The following is a 17345-nucleotide window of genomic DNA, read 5'->3' on the forward strand; positions in this document are numbered from 1 at the left end:
TTCGTCAAAAAAGAACACGCAAGCTTGAATATGAACATCTTATTTAGCAGTATATGCTTGAAAGTTTATTATAAAATCGAAAAAAATTTAATCTAAAAGACTTTTTCTGTAAGAACTCGGAGTTTGCCCGGTATTTTTTTTGAAGAATTTTGTAAATGTCGTGTGATCTTCAAAATTCAGATGAGACATCACGTGATTGATTGTGTTATCATTTTTAAATAAAAGATTTTTCGCTTCCGAAATAACCTTATCTTCGATAATTTTCTTAGGTGTTGTAAGAAAAACATCTTTTACTGTTCTTGTCAAATGCGTTCTGGATATATGGAGTTGATCAGCGTAATACTGAACGTCTTTGTGTGTATGATAATGTGCTCCTACCAAATTGGTGAATTTGATTGCTAAATCTTCTTTTCTAACACTTACAGTGTCATCATCGCTATACGATCCTTCCTGCCTGAAATTAAAAACTTCATAAATTATCAGTGAAAAATAATGTTTTAACATCTGGGGAATAAAAAAGCCACTATCTGGATTTTGTGCATTCAAAATCTTGATTTTACTTATATGAAAAGATATTGAGGAGACCTTTTCCTCATTTAATGGTAATATTTTAATAAAGCTGCTGGAAAGAACCTCCAGAGCTTCACGCGACCCCCATTCCAAATTAAGATCTGCAAAAAAAGCGTTAGAGAAAAGAACGCATTCAATAATCGTGTCATGAGACATTTCACGGAACTCTATTGTATTATTGGGTAATATTTGTAAAAGACTTGAGGGATCTACATCTATGCACTGCTTATCAATAACAATTCTGACTCTACCCTGTTTAAATAATAGTATGCCAAAACAACCTGCTCTACTTGGTGCATTTTGTCTGATATTATCTATATCGATTGTAAAAGCACTGATATTTGTATCAACCAATTTCATAGATTTAAAATCCATAATTTCACATATAAGAGGTACAGGCAAAGCAGTTGTGTTCATAAGAAGATTTTTATAATAAATGTAGCAGGTAATTTAGTGTATTAAATAGAAAAATTGTTATCTTAAAAGTATCTATTTGTTTAATCCATCAGTTTAGTCATTTTTTATCTTTTTGTCTGGTCTGATAATTAATCTTAAAGTTGGATCATTGGTTATAAAACTCCATAACCAGCTAAAAACCAGTTTGGTTTTATTACGAAATCCTGCAATGGGAATAATATGGATAAAAAGCCACAATAACCAAGCAATGATGCCTTTAAAAAATCCTCCTGGTAAATCTACCACTGCTTTGAATTTTGCGATAATTGCCATAGAACCTTTATCATTATAAGTAAATTCCTTCAATGATTCACCTGTTTCCAACGATATAAAATTTTCACCTAATAAATCGCCCTGCTGGATGGCCACCTGAGCTAATTGAGGATGACCGTTTTTAAAGTTGGTGTCACTTGTTTGCAGACACTGGTCTCCAATAGCGTAGATACTGTCAGATTCGATTATTTTATTAAAAGCGTCCACTAAAATCCTGCCACCCCTTCCCAAAGCACTGTCTGGAATCCCTTTAACTTTTCTGGCAATAACGCCCGATGTCCAGATCAAAGTAGCCGCTGGAATATGAGTTCCATCAGAGAGTGACACTTGCTTTCCATCATAACCATGTACCAACTTTCCTAATAATACTTCAACCCCAAGCTTTTTCAAAACCTGTAAGGCTTCACTCTGACTCTTATTGCTCATTGGTGCGAGCAAAGTACTAAGTGCATCAACCAGGTAAACCTTTCCGTAGTTAAAATCAAAATTGGGATAGTCCTTTTTAAATACATTACTACCCATCTCTGCCATCATACCTGCTAGTTCAACACCTGTAGGGCCACCTCCTGCTATAACAATATTAGAAAGTGTTGTTCTATCTTCCGGAAGAGATGATCTTGTTGCTTCTTCCAACTGCATTAGAATATGATTTCGCATTGACAATGCATCATCAATACTTTTCATTGGAAATGCATGATTTTTTATCTCATTATTACCAAAGAAATTAGTTTCGGTCCCCATTGCCAACACAAGAATATCATATTTGATTTCTCCATTATCGGTCAAAACTTTTTTCTCCTCAGGAAAGACTTCCAAAAGCTTTCCCATATAAAAATTTATAGTTGTGTTTTGAAATAATTTCCGAAATGGATAGCTTATGTTTGACTGTTCAATGAATGCCGTTGCCACCTGATAAAGTAATGGTGGAAAGAAATGATAATTATTTTGATCCACTATTGTTACCTGATGATGTTTTGATTTTGAAAGTTTCTTTGCTAATTTAATTCCCGCAAAGCCTCCTCCCACTATAACAACTTGTTTCATTTTAAAAATTTATTAATAAAAACCTCCTACTATCATTTCATCTTTTTATCATAAGACACATAAAAACAAAATCCCTTCACAATTTATAAGGAGGAATCTTGTAACTGATATTTACAATTATTTTGTCTTCGGATTTTTTTCAAATAATGCTCTGTTGAATTTAACAACATCGGGATGAGACGGATAACTTGACATTGCCGAAAGTTCAGCAATAGCTTTATCTCTTTTAACAGGCGCCTCTTCTTTTACGCCATCCGCTAATGCTTGTTTTAGCTCTTCTGCATCTAATTCTGTACAGTAAGCTGGCGTTCCAGGCTGGTGTCTCCAGGATTCTGAAAGATTGCCTGAATCAACGACATCATAACCGGCATCATTAACTAATCCTGCAATAATTTTTTTTGCTTCGGCATCATCTCCGGCTACAGCCATAGCAATTCTGTCTTCTGCATCTGGATTTTTGCCGCCACTGATAAGTGTTTCTGCCAGCAAGTTGTTGAAGGCTTTGATCACTGGTCTTCCCAATTGTTCAGACACCCAGACACTTTCTACTTTTCCGTTTTTTATCTCTTCAATATCAGCATCACGGAACGGATAATAGTTGGAAGTGTCGACAACAATTACATTTTCCGGAACCTCTGCAAACAAATTTTCGGGTAAAGCTGGAATCGCTATCGTTGGCAAAGACAAAATAATGACATCTACATCCTTTACAACATCTTCCTGATTTGAAGCAGTCACACCTAACTCCTCAGCACGGGCATTTAATTTTTCGACATCGTCCGAATTATTGATTTTCACACTGTGACCGGCCAATGCCATTTTCTTTGCTATGGTACCGCCTATTGCGCCAGTACCAATTATTCCTATTTTCATAAGTTATTACTACTATGTCTTACTATTTTATTCTAAACACAAATACAGCCTTTAGATCCAGAAATAATCTAAATGCAAAATCTACATTTATTTTCTAGATTATATATACAATGCACGATTGATACGAAGAAGATACTCTGGATCTAGATCTTTGGAAATCCCACCCAATCGTTCCGTAATAGCCTGGATAGCTAAATCTCTTCGTTTTGGTAAGCGCTCCTTTTCTGCTGTATCAATCAAGGATTCTATTTCCTTTTGTGTTAAATCTGTACAGTATACCGGAGATCCAGGCTGCTGTCTCCAAGAATCAGACAGAGAGCCAGCATCAAATGCATCAAATCCTGTTTCATCGATCAATTTGATTGCAACCTCTCGATCTATATCCCTATCTGCAGATAACGGAATTGCAATACGCTGAGGAGTTCCAGAAGGTTTGCCATTGTTGGCAAAAGAGTAAGCCCCAATTGCATTCCAAGCTTTAGCAAAGGGATGTCCCAACTGCTCTTTCACCCATAAACTTTCTACCTGCCCACGTTCAATGCTGTCAATGTTTCCATCACGAGCAGGGTAATAATTAGAGGTATCTATAATGGTGGTTGCTTCCGAGACACCGGAAAACATTGATGCTATAGAGGGTATACGGCTTAACGGTATAGATATAATGATAACATCTTTATTATCAACAGCTTCCTGGATAGTGGCTGCCGTCGCTCCATTGGCGAGAACGTCCTTTGCAATATTTTTCGGTCCGGATGAATTTGCTACGGTCACATTATGACCTCTTTCTGATAATTTTAAAGCTAATGTTTTGCCAATAAGGCCGACACCGATTATTCCTATATTCATATGTTAATATTTTAAGTTTGATTTTATTTAATTATTCCATTGCATGTCCCTTAGAAATCTGACATTGTAGCTTCAACCTTCAATTCAAAGTAGACACTATATTCCACGTTCTCCTAAAATTGTTCATAAAGTTTAATATGTCGAGTGCAAAATTATCAACAAATTAGTCAGACTTAAAGGTCAGAAAGATTCAGAAATTCGTCAAAAAAGAACATTCGAAAATTGACCGTTCGTCAAACTATAAACCTATTATTTAATATCGATGGCTTTAAAGTTTTTTATAAAACTAAAAATAATTAACCTATCAATCAGAAATCTACCACAGTATTTGTAATCCTTTAGTTCAAAATTTACAAAATAACTAGACAAATTTATGGAAATTACACTTTCTTTTTAATAGCACTTTCCTAAAGGAAAGCGTTTTTTTATAATTACTTATAACAAAGAAGTTGAATAATCTGGCCAGCTTATTTGAAATAAAATTCGAGAGACCATAAATTCTTAGACTGGTAATACCTACCATTAATTATCTGGTAAGGGAATCGTGAGGGAATTTTATGATGAACAATTTTTTTTACCGTTGAAGTTGAAACAGCAACTTTAAAATTACTTTCCTTTAGGTAACTACTATCTTTTTGTAAGTATTTTTATTATAATTTTACATGCGAGAATGTTCACTTAAAAGTTTTTGGCTTGATGTGATATCTGAAAACTAGTAAAGTAGTACTTGTTAAATACATCATTAAAATGAATCAGAGAAAAAAATTAAAACTTGCCGCCATTATCGAAGGTACAGGCTGGAATCATACTGCCTGGCAGCATCCGGAAATGCCGGCAGACGCCAGCGAAAATATAGACTATTACGTTCAACAGGCTAAACTTGCAGAACATGCAAAATTTGAAAGTTTATTCCTAATTGATGTAAGCCACGTTGGTCCAGGAAATATCCCGCATTATCTGAGTATGTTCGAAGGCGTTTCCATAATGTCAGCTTTAGCGATGGTGACCAAAAATATAGGACTTGCATTCACGGCCTCGAGTTCTTATACCGATCCCTATAATATTGCAAGACAAGCATTGTCTTTAGATAAAATAAGCAAAGGTAGAGCGTCGTTGAATGCCATTACTTCCAATCCGGGTGGAATGGTCAATTTCAGTCGGGGTCATCTATCGAGATCAGATCAGTACCCTATGCACAGAGAGTTTTTAGAAATCATTCGCGATCTGTGGGATACCTATGAGGACGATGCATTCGTAAGAGATAAAGAAAATGGAATTTATCTGAACCCTCAAAAAATGCATTTGACAAATTACAGGGGTCAATATTTTTCCGTCGAAGGACCATTAAATCTAAGTCGATCCATCCAGGGAAGACCTGTTCTGTATACTGCGGGAAGTTCGCCAACATTTGTTGACATTGCAACCACTTACACCGATGGTGCCTTCATAGGAGGATTCTCGTTGGAAGAAATACAATATACCGCAATGGCACTGAGAAAAAAATTGGATGAGAAGAATAGAGATCCTGATACATTTGTCATAGCAACTTCGCAAAATCCAATCGTGGGAAGAACGGATGCTGAAGCTCATCAAAAATATATGGAGCTGGCTGCACTGAATCCTTATCAAAGAATTCCACCACCGCTGTTTTTAGGATCTGCCGAAAGAGTTGCTGATGAAATTCAAAATTGGTACAAAATGGGAATTATGGATATGCTGATGATTAAACAGGATCATCCGTACGGACTCAGAGATTTTATCGAATTGGTAGTTCCTATTTTACAGGAACGAGGAATTTTCCATACTGATTATGAAGAAAAAACACTTCGGGGAAACCTTGAGCTTCCAAAACCATCGTTCAGAACAAATTTTTAAACAAGAAACATATTCTTTCAACATTAATTTATAGCAGAGCTATCCACTATCTTTTCGTTAATTACTATCAATAATAAAGTTTCAATTTATAACTTTGCATTGATTTGTTGGGTAACAGAAGAAGTATTATTAATGTTATTTAACAAATCAAAATTCCGAAAAAATGAAAAAACATATCGCTCACTCCATTTTAGAACTGGCCATCGTATCAGAAGGCAGCACTTTCAGAGAGACATTACACCATTCACTGGAATTGGCTAAAGTGGCAGAAGCAAATAATTATAAAAGATATTGGTTTGCGGAACATCACAACTCGGCTTCGGTAGGCAGCAGCGCAACTTCAATATTAATTGGTTATGTAGCTGAAAACACAACTAAAATAAGGGTCGGATCCGGGGGAATTATGCTGCCTAATCACTCTCCTTTAATTATAGCGGAACAGTTTGGAACTCTCGCACACCTTTATCCCAACCGAATAGATCTGGGCCTGGGAAGAGCGCCAGGCACTGATACACTGACGGCACAGGCTATCCGATCCGACTTTATGAAAGCTGCACACTCTTTCCCTCAAGAAATTGAGAAAATCGAAAATTATTTTTCCATCTCAAACAGCAAAGGGAACGTAAGAGCACCAATAGCGGAAGATACCAACGTACCGATCTACATCTTGGGATCCAGCACTGACAGTGCACACTTAGCAGCTGAAAAAGGGTTGCCGTATGCATTTGCAAGCCATTTTGCTACCAATCATTTGATGCACGCGTTAAAAATCTACCGTGAAGAATTTCAACCTTCCGAAATGCTGGAAAAGCCCTACACGATTGCCGGTATTAATGTCATTGTGGCAGATACTGATGAAGATGCACAAAAACTATTCACTTCACTGATCAGAATGTTTTATGGAGTTTTGACCGGAAATTCCCAGCCTTTGCATCCACCTACAGAAATGACCGATGAACTGAAAGACATTTTTCATCATCCCAGTTTGCATCAGATGCTGAAATACTCCTTTGTGGGCACTAAAGAAACCGTAAAAGAACAGGCGAAAGCTTTTTTGGAAGAAACTCAGGTTGATGAACTTATAGTGGTATCTACAATTTACGATATTACTGATCGAATAAAGTCTGCAAAACTCTTCGCCGAAGTAATGGAAGAGATCAATGCGGTCGAAACTTCCGGCTAGACCGACTTAAGATTAAATCAATCTATAAAAACAAAAAAATGGCACAAAAAAAAATTCACTGTGACTGTCTGGATACCATCAAGCCAGTAAGGGATACCTTAGACGTGATCAATGGTAAGTGGAAGATCCCCATCATCATTTCAGTAGGTGTTGGCAATGACCGGTTTACGGACATTCAGGAAAGTATTCCCGGAATTACCCCCAAAGTTCTGGCAAAAGAACTTAAAGATCTGGAACAGCACAAACTATTGAAAAGGATTGTTATTGATGAATACCCTATCAAGATCTCGTACAAACTCGAGCCTTATGCAGACACTTTGACGCCACTTATTTATGCACTTAAAGATTGGGGCGTTAATCATAAGAGGAAAGTGACAGAATAACACTTTTACAACTTTGATTGTTATATGGCTGTTCGATTTTCAGTCGACTAAAAAAAGTCAGGGAAATGATTAATTGATAACCGTTTCAAATTTTAAACAAGAAAGATGGGTATTATCGATAGAAAGCAGAGAGAAAAAAAAGAAATGCGTGAACGTATTCTTGAGTCAGCACGAAAAATATTTCTTGAGAAAGGCTATGAGAATACCACTATACGAAATATTGCAATTGACATAGAATATAGCACAGGTGTGATTTATTTACATTTTAAAGATAAGGGTGAGGTATTTCATGAATTACTTAAAGAGGGATTTAGGCTTTTGGAAAAACAGCTACAATTCCTAGAGAACATTGAAGAGCCATTCGATCGGCTAAAGGAATCGGGCAGAACATTTATCAATTTCGCAAAAAATAATAAGGAATATTATAAATTGATGTTCTTGACAGATGAGTCCTCCCCAAATCCGCTTCCACAAAAAGATTTTCAGATTGTTAAAGATACTACTGAAAAATTACTTGCTCTTGTGATTGAATGTCAAAAATCAGGTAGATTCAAGGATATGAATGCCGAATACTTCTTATTTATGTTTTTGGCATCTATACATGGTATATGTACGGTTTTTTACAAAGTTCAAACGCCTAATTTTATAAATAAAAGTGATCTGGAACTTACAACACATGGATATGAGCATCTTGTACTCTTATTAGAAAAGAGTTAAAGATGCACTGTATCTTTATCATGTCTAGAAGCAGAAATCATAATATGATTTTTTGGATTTGCAAATAAAAAAAAGCCAACTTGAAATACTTTTTCAAATCGGCTTTTCCTTGAATAAGTTCTCTAATTATTACTGCATCATATTCTGAAGGTAGTTAACTAACATTCATTTTGAACACAAAATCTTTAAAAAAGTATTTCGCCTTTTATAATTTATCTTGTAGCTACTATTCCACCATCAATAATCAGTTCCTCTCCAGTAACGAACTTTGATTCATCAGAAGCAAGGTATAATACGCCATATCCGATATCTTCCGGTCCTCCAACTATCTGCGGAAGAACTACAACATTTTTATGCGTCTCTTTAGATGCTTCAATTGTAATTCCCACTTTTTCCATGATCGGGGTATATATAGGACCGGGGTGGATTGAGTTTACCCGGATATTATCTTTACCGAAATACTTGGCAACGTGCTTGGATAACGAACGGACAGCTCCTTTGGAAGCGCTATAGGCAGCTCCTCCAGCATCAGAATGGTCTCCACCTGCAAAAGCACCTATAGACGAGATATTGACGATAGAACCTCCACCATTATTTTGCATATGGGGAATAACTTCTTTCATTCCTAAAAAAACACCTGTTGTATTGATGCTCATCACCTTATCCCAATCGCTAATATCTGCTTCAAGAATGCCTTTTGCGATGTGTATTCCTGCGTTATTAACCAGAATATCTATTTTTCCATAAGTCTCCATCGTTTTTTCAACCACTTGCTTCCAATTTTCGGAAGAACTGACATCCAGCACAATGGGAAGAACATTATTCCCTTCACTTATAGCATTCGCTTCTTTTGTCAAGAGATCTTCCTGTACGTCGGTCATAACAACCTTAGCACCTTCCTGAAAAAATAATTTTGCAGTCGATAAACCCATACCTCCTGCTGCGCCTGTAATTATTGCGACTTTGTTTTCTAATCTTGCCATTTTAATTATTTAATTAACTATTAATGACACAATATTAGGTCGAAAAACATCAAATTCAATAGGCAATTTTAAGGCAATAATTGGCAATTTCGTAACTTTGAGAAATTCTTATTGTAGCAAAAAATGCATAAAAACATCATCATTACCGATTTTAATGAGCTCCTTCAACATAACGAAAGCATCAATTCTTTCCAAACCGGAATTTTCGTACTAAATGAGGTTATTGCCGAATTGGTAGCAACGCCACACATAGCCAATTTTTACGGAATTTCTTATTGTTTTAAAGAAACTTGTAAGGTTAAAAACGATCTGGAAACCTATATTTTCGGAGCAGGAAAATTGTTTCTTTTAAGACCTGGTGAAGTTCATCAAGTAGAAGCATCTGAAGGATTTACCGCCGTACATATCTTGGTAGACCAGAGTTTCATACTTCGCAATTTTATGCTTTATCAACACAAGATAGCGTCACTCCCTTTTTTCAGAACTGATTTCCCTAACTTAATTGACTTAAATAAGAAAGAGCAAAAGAAAATAATCTGGTATATCAATAAGATTATGTCCCTGAATAAAGATACCGGTAATTTTGCCAAGCATATTTTAGAAAGTTTACTTACTGCTTTTATCTATGAAATTTGCAATATCATTTCTTCCCATCCTGAAAAAGAAGAAAAAAAAATATCAGGCGGAAAGGAAATTTTTGAAAAATTTACCGCTTTGCTTGCTGAAAATCACTTGGTTTCAAAGGAAGTTAAATTTTATGCAGATAAACTAAACATCTCGCCGGCATATTTAAACGAAGTCATTAAACGGAAAACAACAAAGAGTGCTTTGACCGTCATTCACGAATATATTACTTTTAAAGTGAAAATATTTTTAAAGCATACCGATTATAATATATCCGAGATTGCAGAAATTTTCAATTTTCCGGATGCGACCACTTTTATCCGTTTTTTCAAAAAACATACTTGTTTAAGCCCATTGAAATTTCGAAATAGTCTTTTCACTAAAGATAGCACAATAACTGCAGATCTTTAAAATAGTTCTTTGTACTAATGTATTCAATCTCTTTTAATTTCGAACTAACTCGGTTTTCACCAGATCATAATTTTTTTAATTCTGTCCACTTTTCGGTAAATGATTTCATCATCATTATCATAAATGTGAAATCCAACCATAACTAAGGTCTTCAAAGGTTTATTTCGACCAGTTTACAACATTTGAAACAGAAACCTAGAATATTTGTATTTGGCAACTGATAAATCAATTATAGTTTTAAATTCAAGAATTGCTTGATCAATGCTTTCTATAAAATGATATGTGATACCTTTAAAAATTAATATTACATTACTCTTGAGATTTGGTAATATTCCAAGATTTCAGATATCTCAAAAATGATATTTTTCGCCATCAACTAAAATTCAAAACTTTTAGTAAACCTTATCGGCAAAATAAACTTTTGCTATACAAAAACCACATAGTTTTTTGCCTATAATGGCAAATCTAATCCTGTAAAAAGTTTAGGTTTTCAATCCTGACAACTGTGAAATTCTTTCCAAATCTTCTACCAAATGTTTCGATATTTCTTCGGTTATGGGTACAACGCAAAATGGCGCCAACAAAAGAAAGTTGGCGCCATTTGTTTTCATATATACTCATTTTGGAGAGCCACATAAAGTTGATGTTTTCGCAAAGGGCTTTTCCTATTTTTCGGGACGAATAAATATTATTCATTTACACAAAAAACAAATCTTTTACAACGATTTTTTGACGATGCTTTTTCTCACACGCATACCTTAGATTAATCATTTTATTAAGGAAAGCATTGTAAGATGTAAGCTGCTATTCAGTAGTACTTGGTTTAGTAATAGGCACAGTCTTGGAGACTAGACCAATCATCTCATGTTCTTAAGCTGCCTTTGATAAAATCTTTGGTGAATTACTCACAAAAGCTCACCAAATTTTAATTTGTCTACTCTCAAAATTGCAATCAATATCAGTTTTCACTACCAAATAATATCGATATAATTTACTGTAATTATTTTGTCCCAGCAAAAACTTTCCGCCGATTACCCTTGTTTTGGTTTAGGATAACCCTGATTCTGTTAATTTTATTTTCAAAGCTTGATGCAATTTTGCAAGTATAAAAATCAAGATATGAATATTGTAATAACTGGCTCTTTAGGGAACATCGGAAAACCATTAACAAAATTATTGATTGCCAATGGACATAAAGTAACAGTCATAAGTAGTAAACAAGAAAGAATTTCTGCTATAGAAGCTCTAAATGCAATTCCAGCAATCGGAAGCATTCAAGACGCCGATTTTTTAACCCAAACATTTAGAGGCGCAGATATCGTTTATTTGATGGAAGCTTGGGAAGGGATAGGAAGCCTTTTCGATAAGAATATAGATTTCGTAGCAGAATTCAAAAACATTGCCTATAATTATGTAAAAGCGGTTCAAGATTCCGGTGTCAAAAAGATCGTCCATTTGAGCAGCGTGGGTGCACACTCCGAAAAAGGAACCGGCAGCCTTCTGGTTCACCACACCGTTGAAAATATTTTAAGAACGCTTCCCGAAGATGTATCCATCAAGTTTATGCGTCCTGTTGGATTTTTCACAAACATCTACCGATGGCTCCCCATGATAAAAGCACAAGGTGCGATAGTTCAAAGTTATGGTGGCGACCAGAAAGAACCTTGGGTTTCTCCTGATGATATAGCATCCACTGTTGCTAAAGAAATGGAAAAGCCATTCAATGGAAGAACTGTACATTATCTTGCCAGTGATGAAGTTTCACCCAATGAAATTGCACGGGTTTTAGGAAAAGCTATCGGTAACTCAGACTTGGAATGGAAAGTAATCTCTTCTGAAGAATTATTGAAACAGATGCTATCGGCAGGTATTAATGAATGGATAGCAACTGGTTTGGTTGCCATGCAGAAAGCTCAGGCAGATGGAAGTCTCTACGATGATTTTTACCTGAATAAACCTGAATTAGGAAAAGTAAAACTTAACGATTTTGCAACCGAATTTGCAGCTGAATATAACCAACAAAATAATTGATAAGATGAAAAAAGCATTAATTACAGGAGCAAACAAAGGAATTGGATTTGAGACAGCTAAACAGCTTTTAGAAAACGGTTATTTTGTTTTCATCGGAAGCAGAAATTATGAGAATGGCAAACTTGCTGTGCAAAAACTTAATGAAGTCGGATTTAAAAATGTTGAAGCTATACAATTGGATGTCACGGATATGACATCGATATTATCTGCCAAGCAGGTAATCAAAAGCAAAACAGAAACTCTAGATGTACTCATCAACAATGCAGGAATTAATGGTGGATTTCCTCAGACAGCTCTGGAAGCATCGGCAGAAACTTTTCAAAAAGTAATGGATACCAATCTTTACGGGGTGATAAGGGTTACCCAGACATTTATGGATCTACTCAGAGAATCAAACCAACCGAGAATTGTCAACGTATCATCCAGCGGATGTTCACTAGCACTTCATTGCGATCCGGATTGGAAGTATTACAGTCATAAGGCAGCATTATACCCGGCATCCAAAGCAGCAATGAATATGTACACGATCAATCTGGCATATGAGCTACGGGATACCGCTTTCAAGGTAAATGCCGTCTGTCCCGGTTTTGTCGCGACCGATTTCAATGGTCACAGAGGTACGGGCACCGCCGAAGAGGGAGGAAAAAGAATAGCCAAATACGCAATGATTGGAAATGACGGTGTTACCGGTAAATTTATCAGTGAAGAATATAATCCTGAAACAGGGGAAACACCCTGGTAATTAATTCAGTATTTTTGTAAGATATAGCAGTATCATCCATAATACCAATTATTATCTGTAATTTTTTTTAAAAGATGAAAGGCAAAGAAAATAAAATATACAAATTCAACTCATTATCAGAATTCCATCAGGTATTTGGTCTTTCCAAGCCCGAAAACCCGCTGGTGAGTTTTATTCGTATTGAAGACATGGAAATGCCTAATGAACCCCTGCCCGATTTTCTGGTGCTCGATTTTTATAAAATCGCCTATAAAGATACTATCGGGCAGGCAAAATACGGACAGCATCACTATGATTTCGGTGAAGGAGGCCTGGTTTTTACAGCGCCGGGGCAGTTATTTGAAAAACCCTTGAATAAGAAAAGTAACGGGTACATTCTGTTGGTGCATCCTGATTTTTTCTTGTCTTACACTCTTTCAAAAAAAATCAGGCATTATGGCTTTTTCTCCTACAATACAGATGAAGCATTACGGGTTTCCGAAAAGGAAAAGGAGACCTTGTTTTCCGTTTTTAAAATTCTAGACGAAGAGCTCAAAAGCAGAATTGATGATTTCAGTCAAGATGTTATCGTTTCGCAAATAGAGCTGCTCCTTAACTATAGCAGCCGGTTCTACAAGAGGCAGTTTGCAACCTACAAGGCTGTAAACCAGAATATCATTCAGCGGTTTGAAAATGCTTTGGATATTTATTTTAATAATGAAAATGAGGAACAAAACGGAATTCCAAGTGTTCAGTATTTTGCCGAACAGTTAAATGTCTCTGCAAATTATCTGAGCGATATGTTGCGTTCATTAACAGGACTCAACACACAACAACATATTCATCAGAGAATTATTGAGAATGCCAAAGAAATATTGTCTGCAACAGATCGTTCTGTTTCTGAAATTGCATATCAGCTGGGATTTGATTACCCGCAGTCGTTTACAAGACTCTTTAAAAGCAAGACAAACCAAACGCCGCTGGAATTCAGGCAATCTTTTAATTAATAGAAGAGAAACCTGTAACTTAAAGATAAAAGATGATGGACGACGACTATACTTCACTAAGAAAACATATCGAAAAAATTGTACAGCTCACGGATGAGGAATTTGCTTTTGTAAGCAAACATTTTAATTTTGAAAAATTTAAAAAGAAAGAGTCCCTTTTTACTGGAGGCGATCCGGTGAAATACGTATATTTTGTTATTTCTGGCCTTCTAAAACTTTTTTATACCGATAAAGAGGCTAAAGAGCACATTGTTTCATTCGCTATGGAAGATTGGTGGGAAACAGATTTTCAGGCTTATTATACCGAAAGCAATGCTCTGCTTACATTGGAATGTCTAGAAGACACCAGGGTTCTAAGTTTATCGCTGGAGGATTTTGAAAAGCTTTGTAACGGTTTGCAGAAGATGGAACGTTTCTTTCTAAAAAAATCCATTGCAGGGCATATTGGTTCCGAGAGACGTATTTTATCCTTTCTGACGTCTGGAGCCAAAGACAGATATGAACAGCTGCTTGCGAAAAGTCCATCATTAATGCAGAGAATTCCAAAGTCGCTTCTTGCCTCATACTTAGGAGTTTCAAGAGAAACCCTCAGCCGCTTAATTTCTTGATAGCTACAAATTGTGAGGTTTGTCACACGCCCTGCAGCAAAAATATCCTGAGCTTTGCATTACAATAATTTTAAAACAATGGAAAAGAAAGTAATCAATCCTTGGAAATGGCAGGACGCCAGAAACTATGTGCAGGCAGTAGAAGTTAAAAATAATGAAGGAACGCTTTATGTATCAGGACAGACCGCCATCAGTGATGACGGAATTTCGAGTGATGCAGATATGAGAACCCAAATTTTTCATACGATTGAAAATTTGGAAAAAGTAATTCTTGCAAGCAGTTATGAGATAAAAAACATTGTCCGTCTCAATATTTACCATACCAATTCTGCCGAGTTATTTGAAAACTTTGATGTGATTCAGGAATGGCTGACCAAAAATGAGATACAGCAAACTAGCACTGTTTTGGAAGTCAAGACCCTTTTTGAAACTCTGAAAGTGGAGTTCGAAGCAACTGTGGTGAAGTAATTAGTATTTTTGAAGCTGGTCTAAAAGGTCAGCTTCTTTTTTTTGAATGATTTGCTGACAATTTATGTATTTGCAGATACGTCCGCTTTTTATTTATAACGCCTCAATGACCACCCTTTTCTAATCTTTAGAAATTAAAACATAGTAACATTGAAGTTACAAAGTATGGATTTTGTTACAGTAACTTTTAGTTACAAAGTTACTAAAGTAAATTTAAATGATTTACATTTGCCTCAGAATTTATAACAGCTAAACAGAGCTTCTATCGGATCACAATAAAGCATTTTTACATACTCAGCTTTTTAAATAATGAAGATAAGTGTCAAAAAAATCAATTACCCTGATAAGATATTTCCGTTTAGATTTAATTAAAATAAAATGAACAAATTAAAAGACAAAGTAGCCGTTATAACAGGCGGAACTACAGGAATTGGATTTGCCACTGCGCAAGCATTCATCAATGCTGAAGCGAAAGTTTGGATCACTGGAAGAACCGCAGACAAACTGGAAAAAGCTGCCGCTGAAATCAACAGTCCAAATTTAAAAACCGTTACATCAGATACATCCAAGCTGGAAGAAATTTCCATTTTGGAAAAAGCTATTGCTGAAAGTGGCCATAAAATAGATGTACTATTTTTAAATGCTGGAATAGGAACATTTAAAGGAATTGAGCAAATGACAGAAGAAGATTTTGATGGGCAATTTAACACCAACGTTAAGGGACATTTTTTCACACTACAGAAATTAATTCCTCATTTGGCTGATGGTGCTTCGGTCATAATTACCTCTTCAACAGCGGCAACAGCGGCAAATGTTGGTACAAGTGTATATGCCGCTACCAAAGGAGCCTTAAATAAAATTGCTCAGGTTGCTGCTAATGAGTTGGCTGGAAGAAATATCCGGGTAAATGTTGTAAGCCCTGGATCAACGGCTACTCCCGGACTGACCAGTGTGATCTCTGAAGAAATCAAACAGCACTTTGCTAGCGTGACAGCATTGAAAAGATTGGGAGAACCTTCGGAAATTGCTCAAACCGTTTTATTTCTTGCTTCTGATGCCGCAAGTTTCATCACCGGAACTGAAATTATCGCTGACGGTGGTTATTTAAATTATGCAACTAAATAATTCCTTATAATTAATTCAAGATGGGGAGCGCAAATATTGCTCTTTTTCGGTTTGAAAGAATATTATAAAAAAACAGGAGCTTTTTAAAACAACTTGTTTAAGCGAAACTTGCAACATTAAAGTAGATCCCCAATAAGAAAATGTTGGGGATTTTTACTTTTTTTCGTCTGTTTTAATCTTTGGTAATTTCTTTTCGATGTTCTGTTCCCCAATCTGAAAGATTCCGAATCACCGATGTCAATTTTTTGCCGTGAGGCGTCAGTTCGTACAACACACTCACAGGATGGGTATTCAGAATATTTCTTTGGGCGAGTTTATTAATTTCTAATTCTTTCAATTCTTTACTCAACATTTTATTGGATATTCCGCTTACATCATTAAGCAGATCGGTGAATCTCCTTTTTTCGTTAAAACAGAGTGACGCCAAGATTGAAATTTTCCATTTGCCACTCAGCACATACATTGCGTCATTTACGGCTCTCACGTGCGCGTCACACGAATTGCTTGTTGTTTTTATGTCTGTCATTTGTTACTTTGTTACCTATACGTTACAGTTACTTTTTGATACTTCGTTACAAATTTAAACAAATAGTTGGTATATTTGCATAAGAAAATGAGACGAATTATAAAACGTTGATTAATACAATTATAAACCCTTATAAAAAATGGAAAAGTTTACATTAGCAATTAAATTTACAGCAAGACCGGATAACCACGAACAATTTAAACAAGCCCTTACTGACCTTTTTGAAACAGTAAGCCAGCAGGAAAATTTTGTACACGCAACCATTCATCAGAATATTCAGAAGGCAGAAGAATTTCTTGTTTATGAAGTTTGGAATGAGGACATCGACCACTTTATGAATGTAACCCTTAAACAACCTTACGTCCTGGAATGGGAACAACTATTGGTAGATATGGAAATCGTACGTGAGCCGTCGGTTTATAAGTCTTTTGCAAAATTCAAAAAGTAGATAAAAAACGTCTCAAAATAATTTGAGACGTTTTTTATTTTAAAGTTCGAAATTAACCGATTTTAAAGTTTAGGGGAGATCTTTTGGTTATAGCATCTAAAAAGATGTGCTATTAGAAATTCTTAATGATTGGGCTTATTCTGTACTATACTTTTACATTTTTTAATTAATTA

19 protein-coding genes and 1 pseudogene are annotated in these 17345 nt (G+C 35.7%); 12 read left to right on the forward strand and 8 right to left on the reverse strand.

The window, feature by feature from the left end; all coding sequences use genetic code 11:
- Positions 1 to 87 precede the first annotated feature (87 nt).
- The 4 genes from ASG31_RS04425 to ASG31_RS04440 form a co-directional block, all read right to left on the reverse strand.
- On the reverse strand, positions 88 to 987 hold the full coding sequence (locus ASG31_RS04425; protein WP_082504464.1) for a helix-turn-helix domain-containing protein: 900 nt from the start codon (positions 985 to 987) through the stop codon (positions 88 to 90).
- Between the two features lie 93 nt (positions 988 to 1080).
- Positions 1081 to 2343 carry an NAD(P)/FAD-dependent oxidoreductase gene (locus ASG31_RS04430; RefSeq protein WP_056028506.1) on the reverse strand — a complete coding sequence of 421 codons (1263 nt, stop codon included), beginning with the start codon at positions 2341 to 2343 and terminating at the stop codon, positions 1081 to 1083.
- A 117-nt stretch (positions 2344 to 2460) separates the two neighbouring features.
- Entirely contained in the window at positions 2461 to 3216 is a 756-nt protein-coding gene (locus ASG31_RS04435) for an NADPH-dependent F420 reductase (protein WP_056028509.1), read from the reverse strand.
- A gap of 99 nt (positions 3217 to 3315) precedes the next feature.
- Positions 3316 to 4062 (reverse strand): NADPH-dependent F420 reductase, encoded by a 747-nt coding sequence (locus tag ASG31_RS04440; protein WP_056028512.1) that lies wholly within the window; start codon positions 4060 to 4062, stop codon positions 3316 to 3318.
- A 747-nt stretch (positions 4063 to 4809) separates the two neighbouring features.
- Between ASG31_RS04440 and ASG31_RS04445 the strand changes: the two genes are divergently transcribed.
- The 4 genes from ASG31_RS04445 (at position 4810) to ASG31_RS04460 (ending at position 8220) form a co-directional block, all read left to right on the forward strand.
- The gene (locus tag ASG31_RS04445; RefSeq protein WP_056028515.1) at positions 4810 to 5937 is read left to right on the forward strand and encodes an NtaA/DmoA family FMN-dependent monooxygenase; all 1128 of its coding nucleotides are present in this window, start codon (positions 4810 to 4812) and stop codon (positions 5935 to 5937) included.
- Between the two features lie 163 nt (positions 5938 to 6100).
- Positions 6101 to 7120, forward strand: coding sequence for an LLM class flavin-dependent oxidoreductase (locus ASG31_RS04450; RefSeq protein ID WP_056028518.1), 1020 nt, complete (start codon positions 6101 to 6103; stop codon positions 7118 to 7120).
- A 38-nt stretch (positions 7121 to 7158) separates the two neighbouring features.
- The gene (locus tag ASG31_RS04455) at positions 7159 to 7503 is read left to right on the forward strand and encodes a winged helix-turn-helix transcriptional regulator (protein WP_056028521.1); all 345 of its coding nucleotides are present in this window, start codon (positions 7159 to 7161) and stop codon (positions 7501 to 7503) included.
- A gap of 105 nt (positions 7504 to 7608) precedes the next feature.
- Positions 7609 to 8220 carry a TetR/AcrR family transcriptional regulator gene (locus ASG31_RS04460; RefSeq protein WP_056028524.1) on the forward strand — a complete coding sequence of 204 codons (612 nt, stop codon included), beginning with the start codon at positions 7609 to 7611 and terminating at the stop codon, positions 8218 to 8220.
- Between the two features lie 212 nt (positions 8221 to 8432).
- Here the strand turns inward: ASG31_RS04460 and ASG31_RS04465 are convergent, their stop codons facing one another.
- Positions 8433 to 9203, reverse strand: a complete 771-nt coding sequence (locus tag ASG31_RS04465; protein ID WP_056028527.1) for an SDR family NAD(P)-dependent oxidoreductase — start codon at positions 9201 to 9203, stop codon at positions 8433 to 8435.
- Between the two features lie 123 nt (positions 9204 to 9326).
- Between ASG31_RS04465 and ASG31_RS04470 the strand changes: the two genes are divergently transcribed.
- On the forward strand, positions 9327 to 10238 hold the full coding sequence (locus tag ASG31_RS04470) for an AraC family transcriptional regulator (protein ID WP_056028530.1): 912 nt from the start codon (positions 9327 to 9329) through the stop codon (positions 10236 to 10238).
- A gap of 482 nt (positions 10239 to 10720) precedes the next feature.
- On the opposite strand, the gene ASG31_RS19050 is transcribed toward ASG31_RS04470, so the two are convergent.
- Together ASG31_RS19050 and ASG31_RS19150 are read right to left on the reverse strand one after the other, a co-directional pair.
- On the reverse strand, positions 10721 to 10849 hold the full coding sequence (locus ASG31_RS19050; RefSeq protein ID WP_262483836.1) for a hypothetical protein: 129 nt from the start codon (positions 10847 to 10849) through the stop codon (positions 10721 to 10723).
- A 34-nt stretch (positions 10850 to 10883) separates the two neighbouring features.
- Positions 10884 to 10934, reverse strand: a pseudogene (locus ASG31_RS19150) (hypothetical protein); the annotation flags it as partial.
- Between the two features lie 423 nt (positions 10935 to 11357).
- Between ASG31_RS19150 and ASG31_RS04475 the strand changes: the two are divergent.
- The 6 genes from ASG31_RS04475 to ASG31_RS04500 all read left to right on the forward strand — a co-directional run bounded on the left by ASG31_RS04475 (position 11358) and on the right by ASG31_RS04500 (position 16198).
- Entirely contained in the window at positions 11358 to 12269 is a 912-nt protein-coding gene (locus ASG31_RS04475; protein WP_056028533.1) for an NAD(P)H-binding protein, read from the forward strand.
- Positions 12270 to 12273: 4 nt separating this feature from the next.
- Entirely contained in the window at positions 12274 to 13011 is a 738-nt protein-coding gene (locus tag ASG31_RS04480; RefSeq protein ID WP_056028669.1) for an SDR family NAD(P)-dependent oxidoreductase, read from the forward strand.
- Positions 13012 to 13085: 74 nt separating this feature from the next.
- Complete coding sequence (locus tag ASG31_RS04485; protein ID WP_056028536.1) at positions 13086 to 13997, forward strand: helix-turn-helix domain-containing protein; 912 nt, start codon at positions 13086 to 13088, stop codon at positions 13995 to 13997.
- A gap of 35 nt (positions 13998 to 14032) precedes the next feature.
- The gene (locus tag ASG31_RS04490; protein WP_056028672.1) at positions 14033 to 14605 is read left to right on the forward strand and encodes a Crp/Fnr family transcriptional regulator; all 573 of its coding nucleotides are present in this window, start codon (positions 14033 to 14035) and stop codon (positions 14603 to 14605) included.
- 78 nt (positions 14606 to 14683) lie between these two features.
- Entirely contained in the window at positions 14684 to 15073 is a 390-nt protein-coding gene (locus ASG31_RS04495) for a RidA family protein (RefSeq protein WP_056028539.1), read from the forward strand.
- Between the two features lie 378 nt (positions 15074 to 15451).
- On the forward strand, positions 15452 to 16198 hold the full coding sequence (locus tag ASG31_RS04500; protein WP_056028542.1) for an SDR family NAD(P)-dependent oxidoreductase: 747 nt from the start codon (positions 15452 to 15454) through the stop codon (positions 16196 to 16198).
- Positions 16199 to 16370: 172 nt separating this feature from the next.
- On the opposite strand, the gene ASG31_RS04505 is transcribed toward ASG31_RS04500, so the two are convergent.
- A complete protein-coding gene (locus tag ASG31_RS04505) occupies positions 16371 to 16724 on the reverse strand; it encodes a winged helix-turn-helix transcriptional regulator (protein WP_056028545.1) in 354 nt (117 codons plus the stop codon).
- 139 nt (positions 16725 to 16863) lie between these two features.
- Here ASG31_RS04505 and ASG31_RS04510 point away from each other — a divergent pair, with 139 nt between their 5' ends.
- Complete coding sequence (locus ASG31_RS04510; RefSeq protein WP_056028550.1) at positions 16864 to 17172, forward strand: antibiotic biosynthesis monooxygenase family protein; 309 nt, start codon at positions 16864 to 16866, stop codon at positions 17170 to 17172.
- Positions 17173 to 17345 lie beyond the last annotated feature (173 nt).

Origin of the sequence: Chryseobacterium sp. Leaf404 (genome assembly GCF_001424145.1) — a bacterium.
In the GTDB taxonomy this organism is placed as follows: Bacteria; Bacteroidota; Bacteroidia; order Flavobacteriales; family Weeksellaceae; genus Chryseobacterium.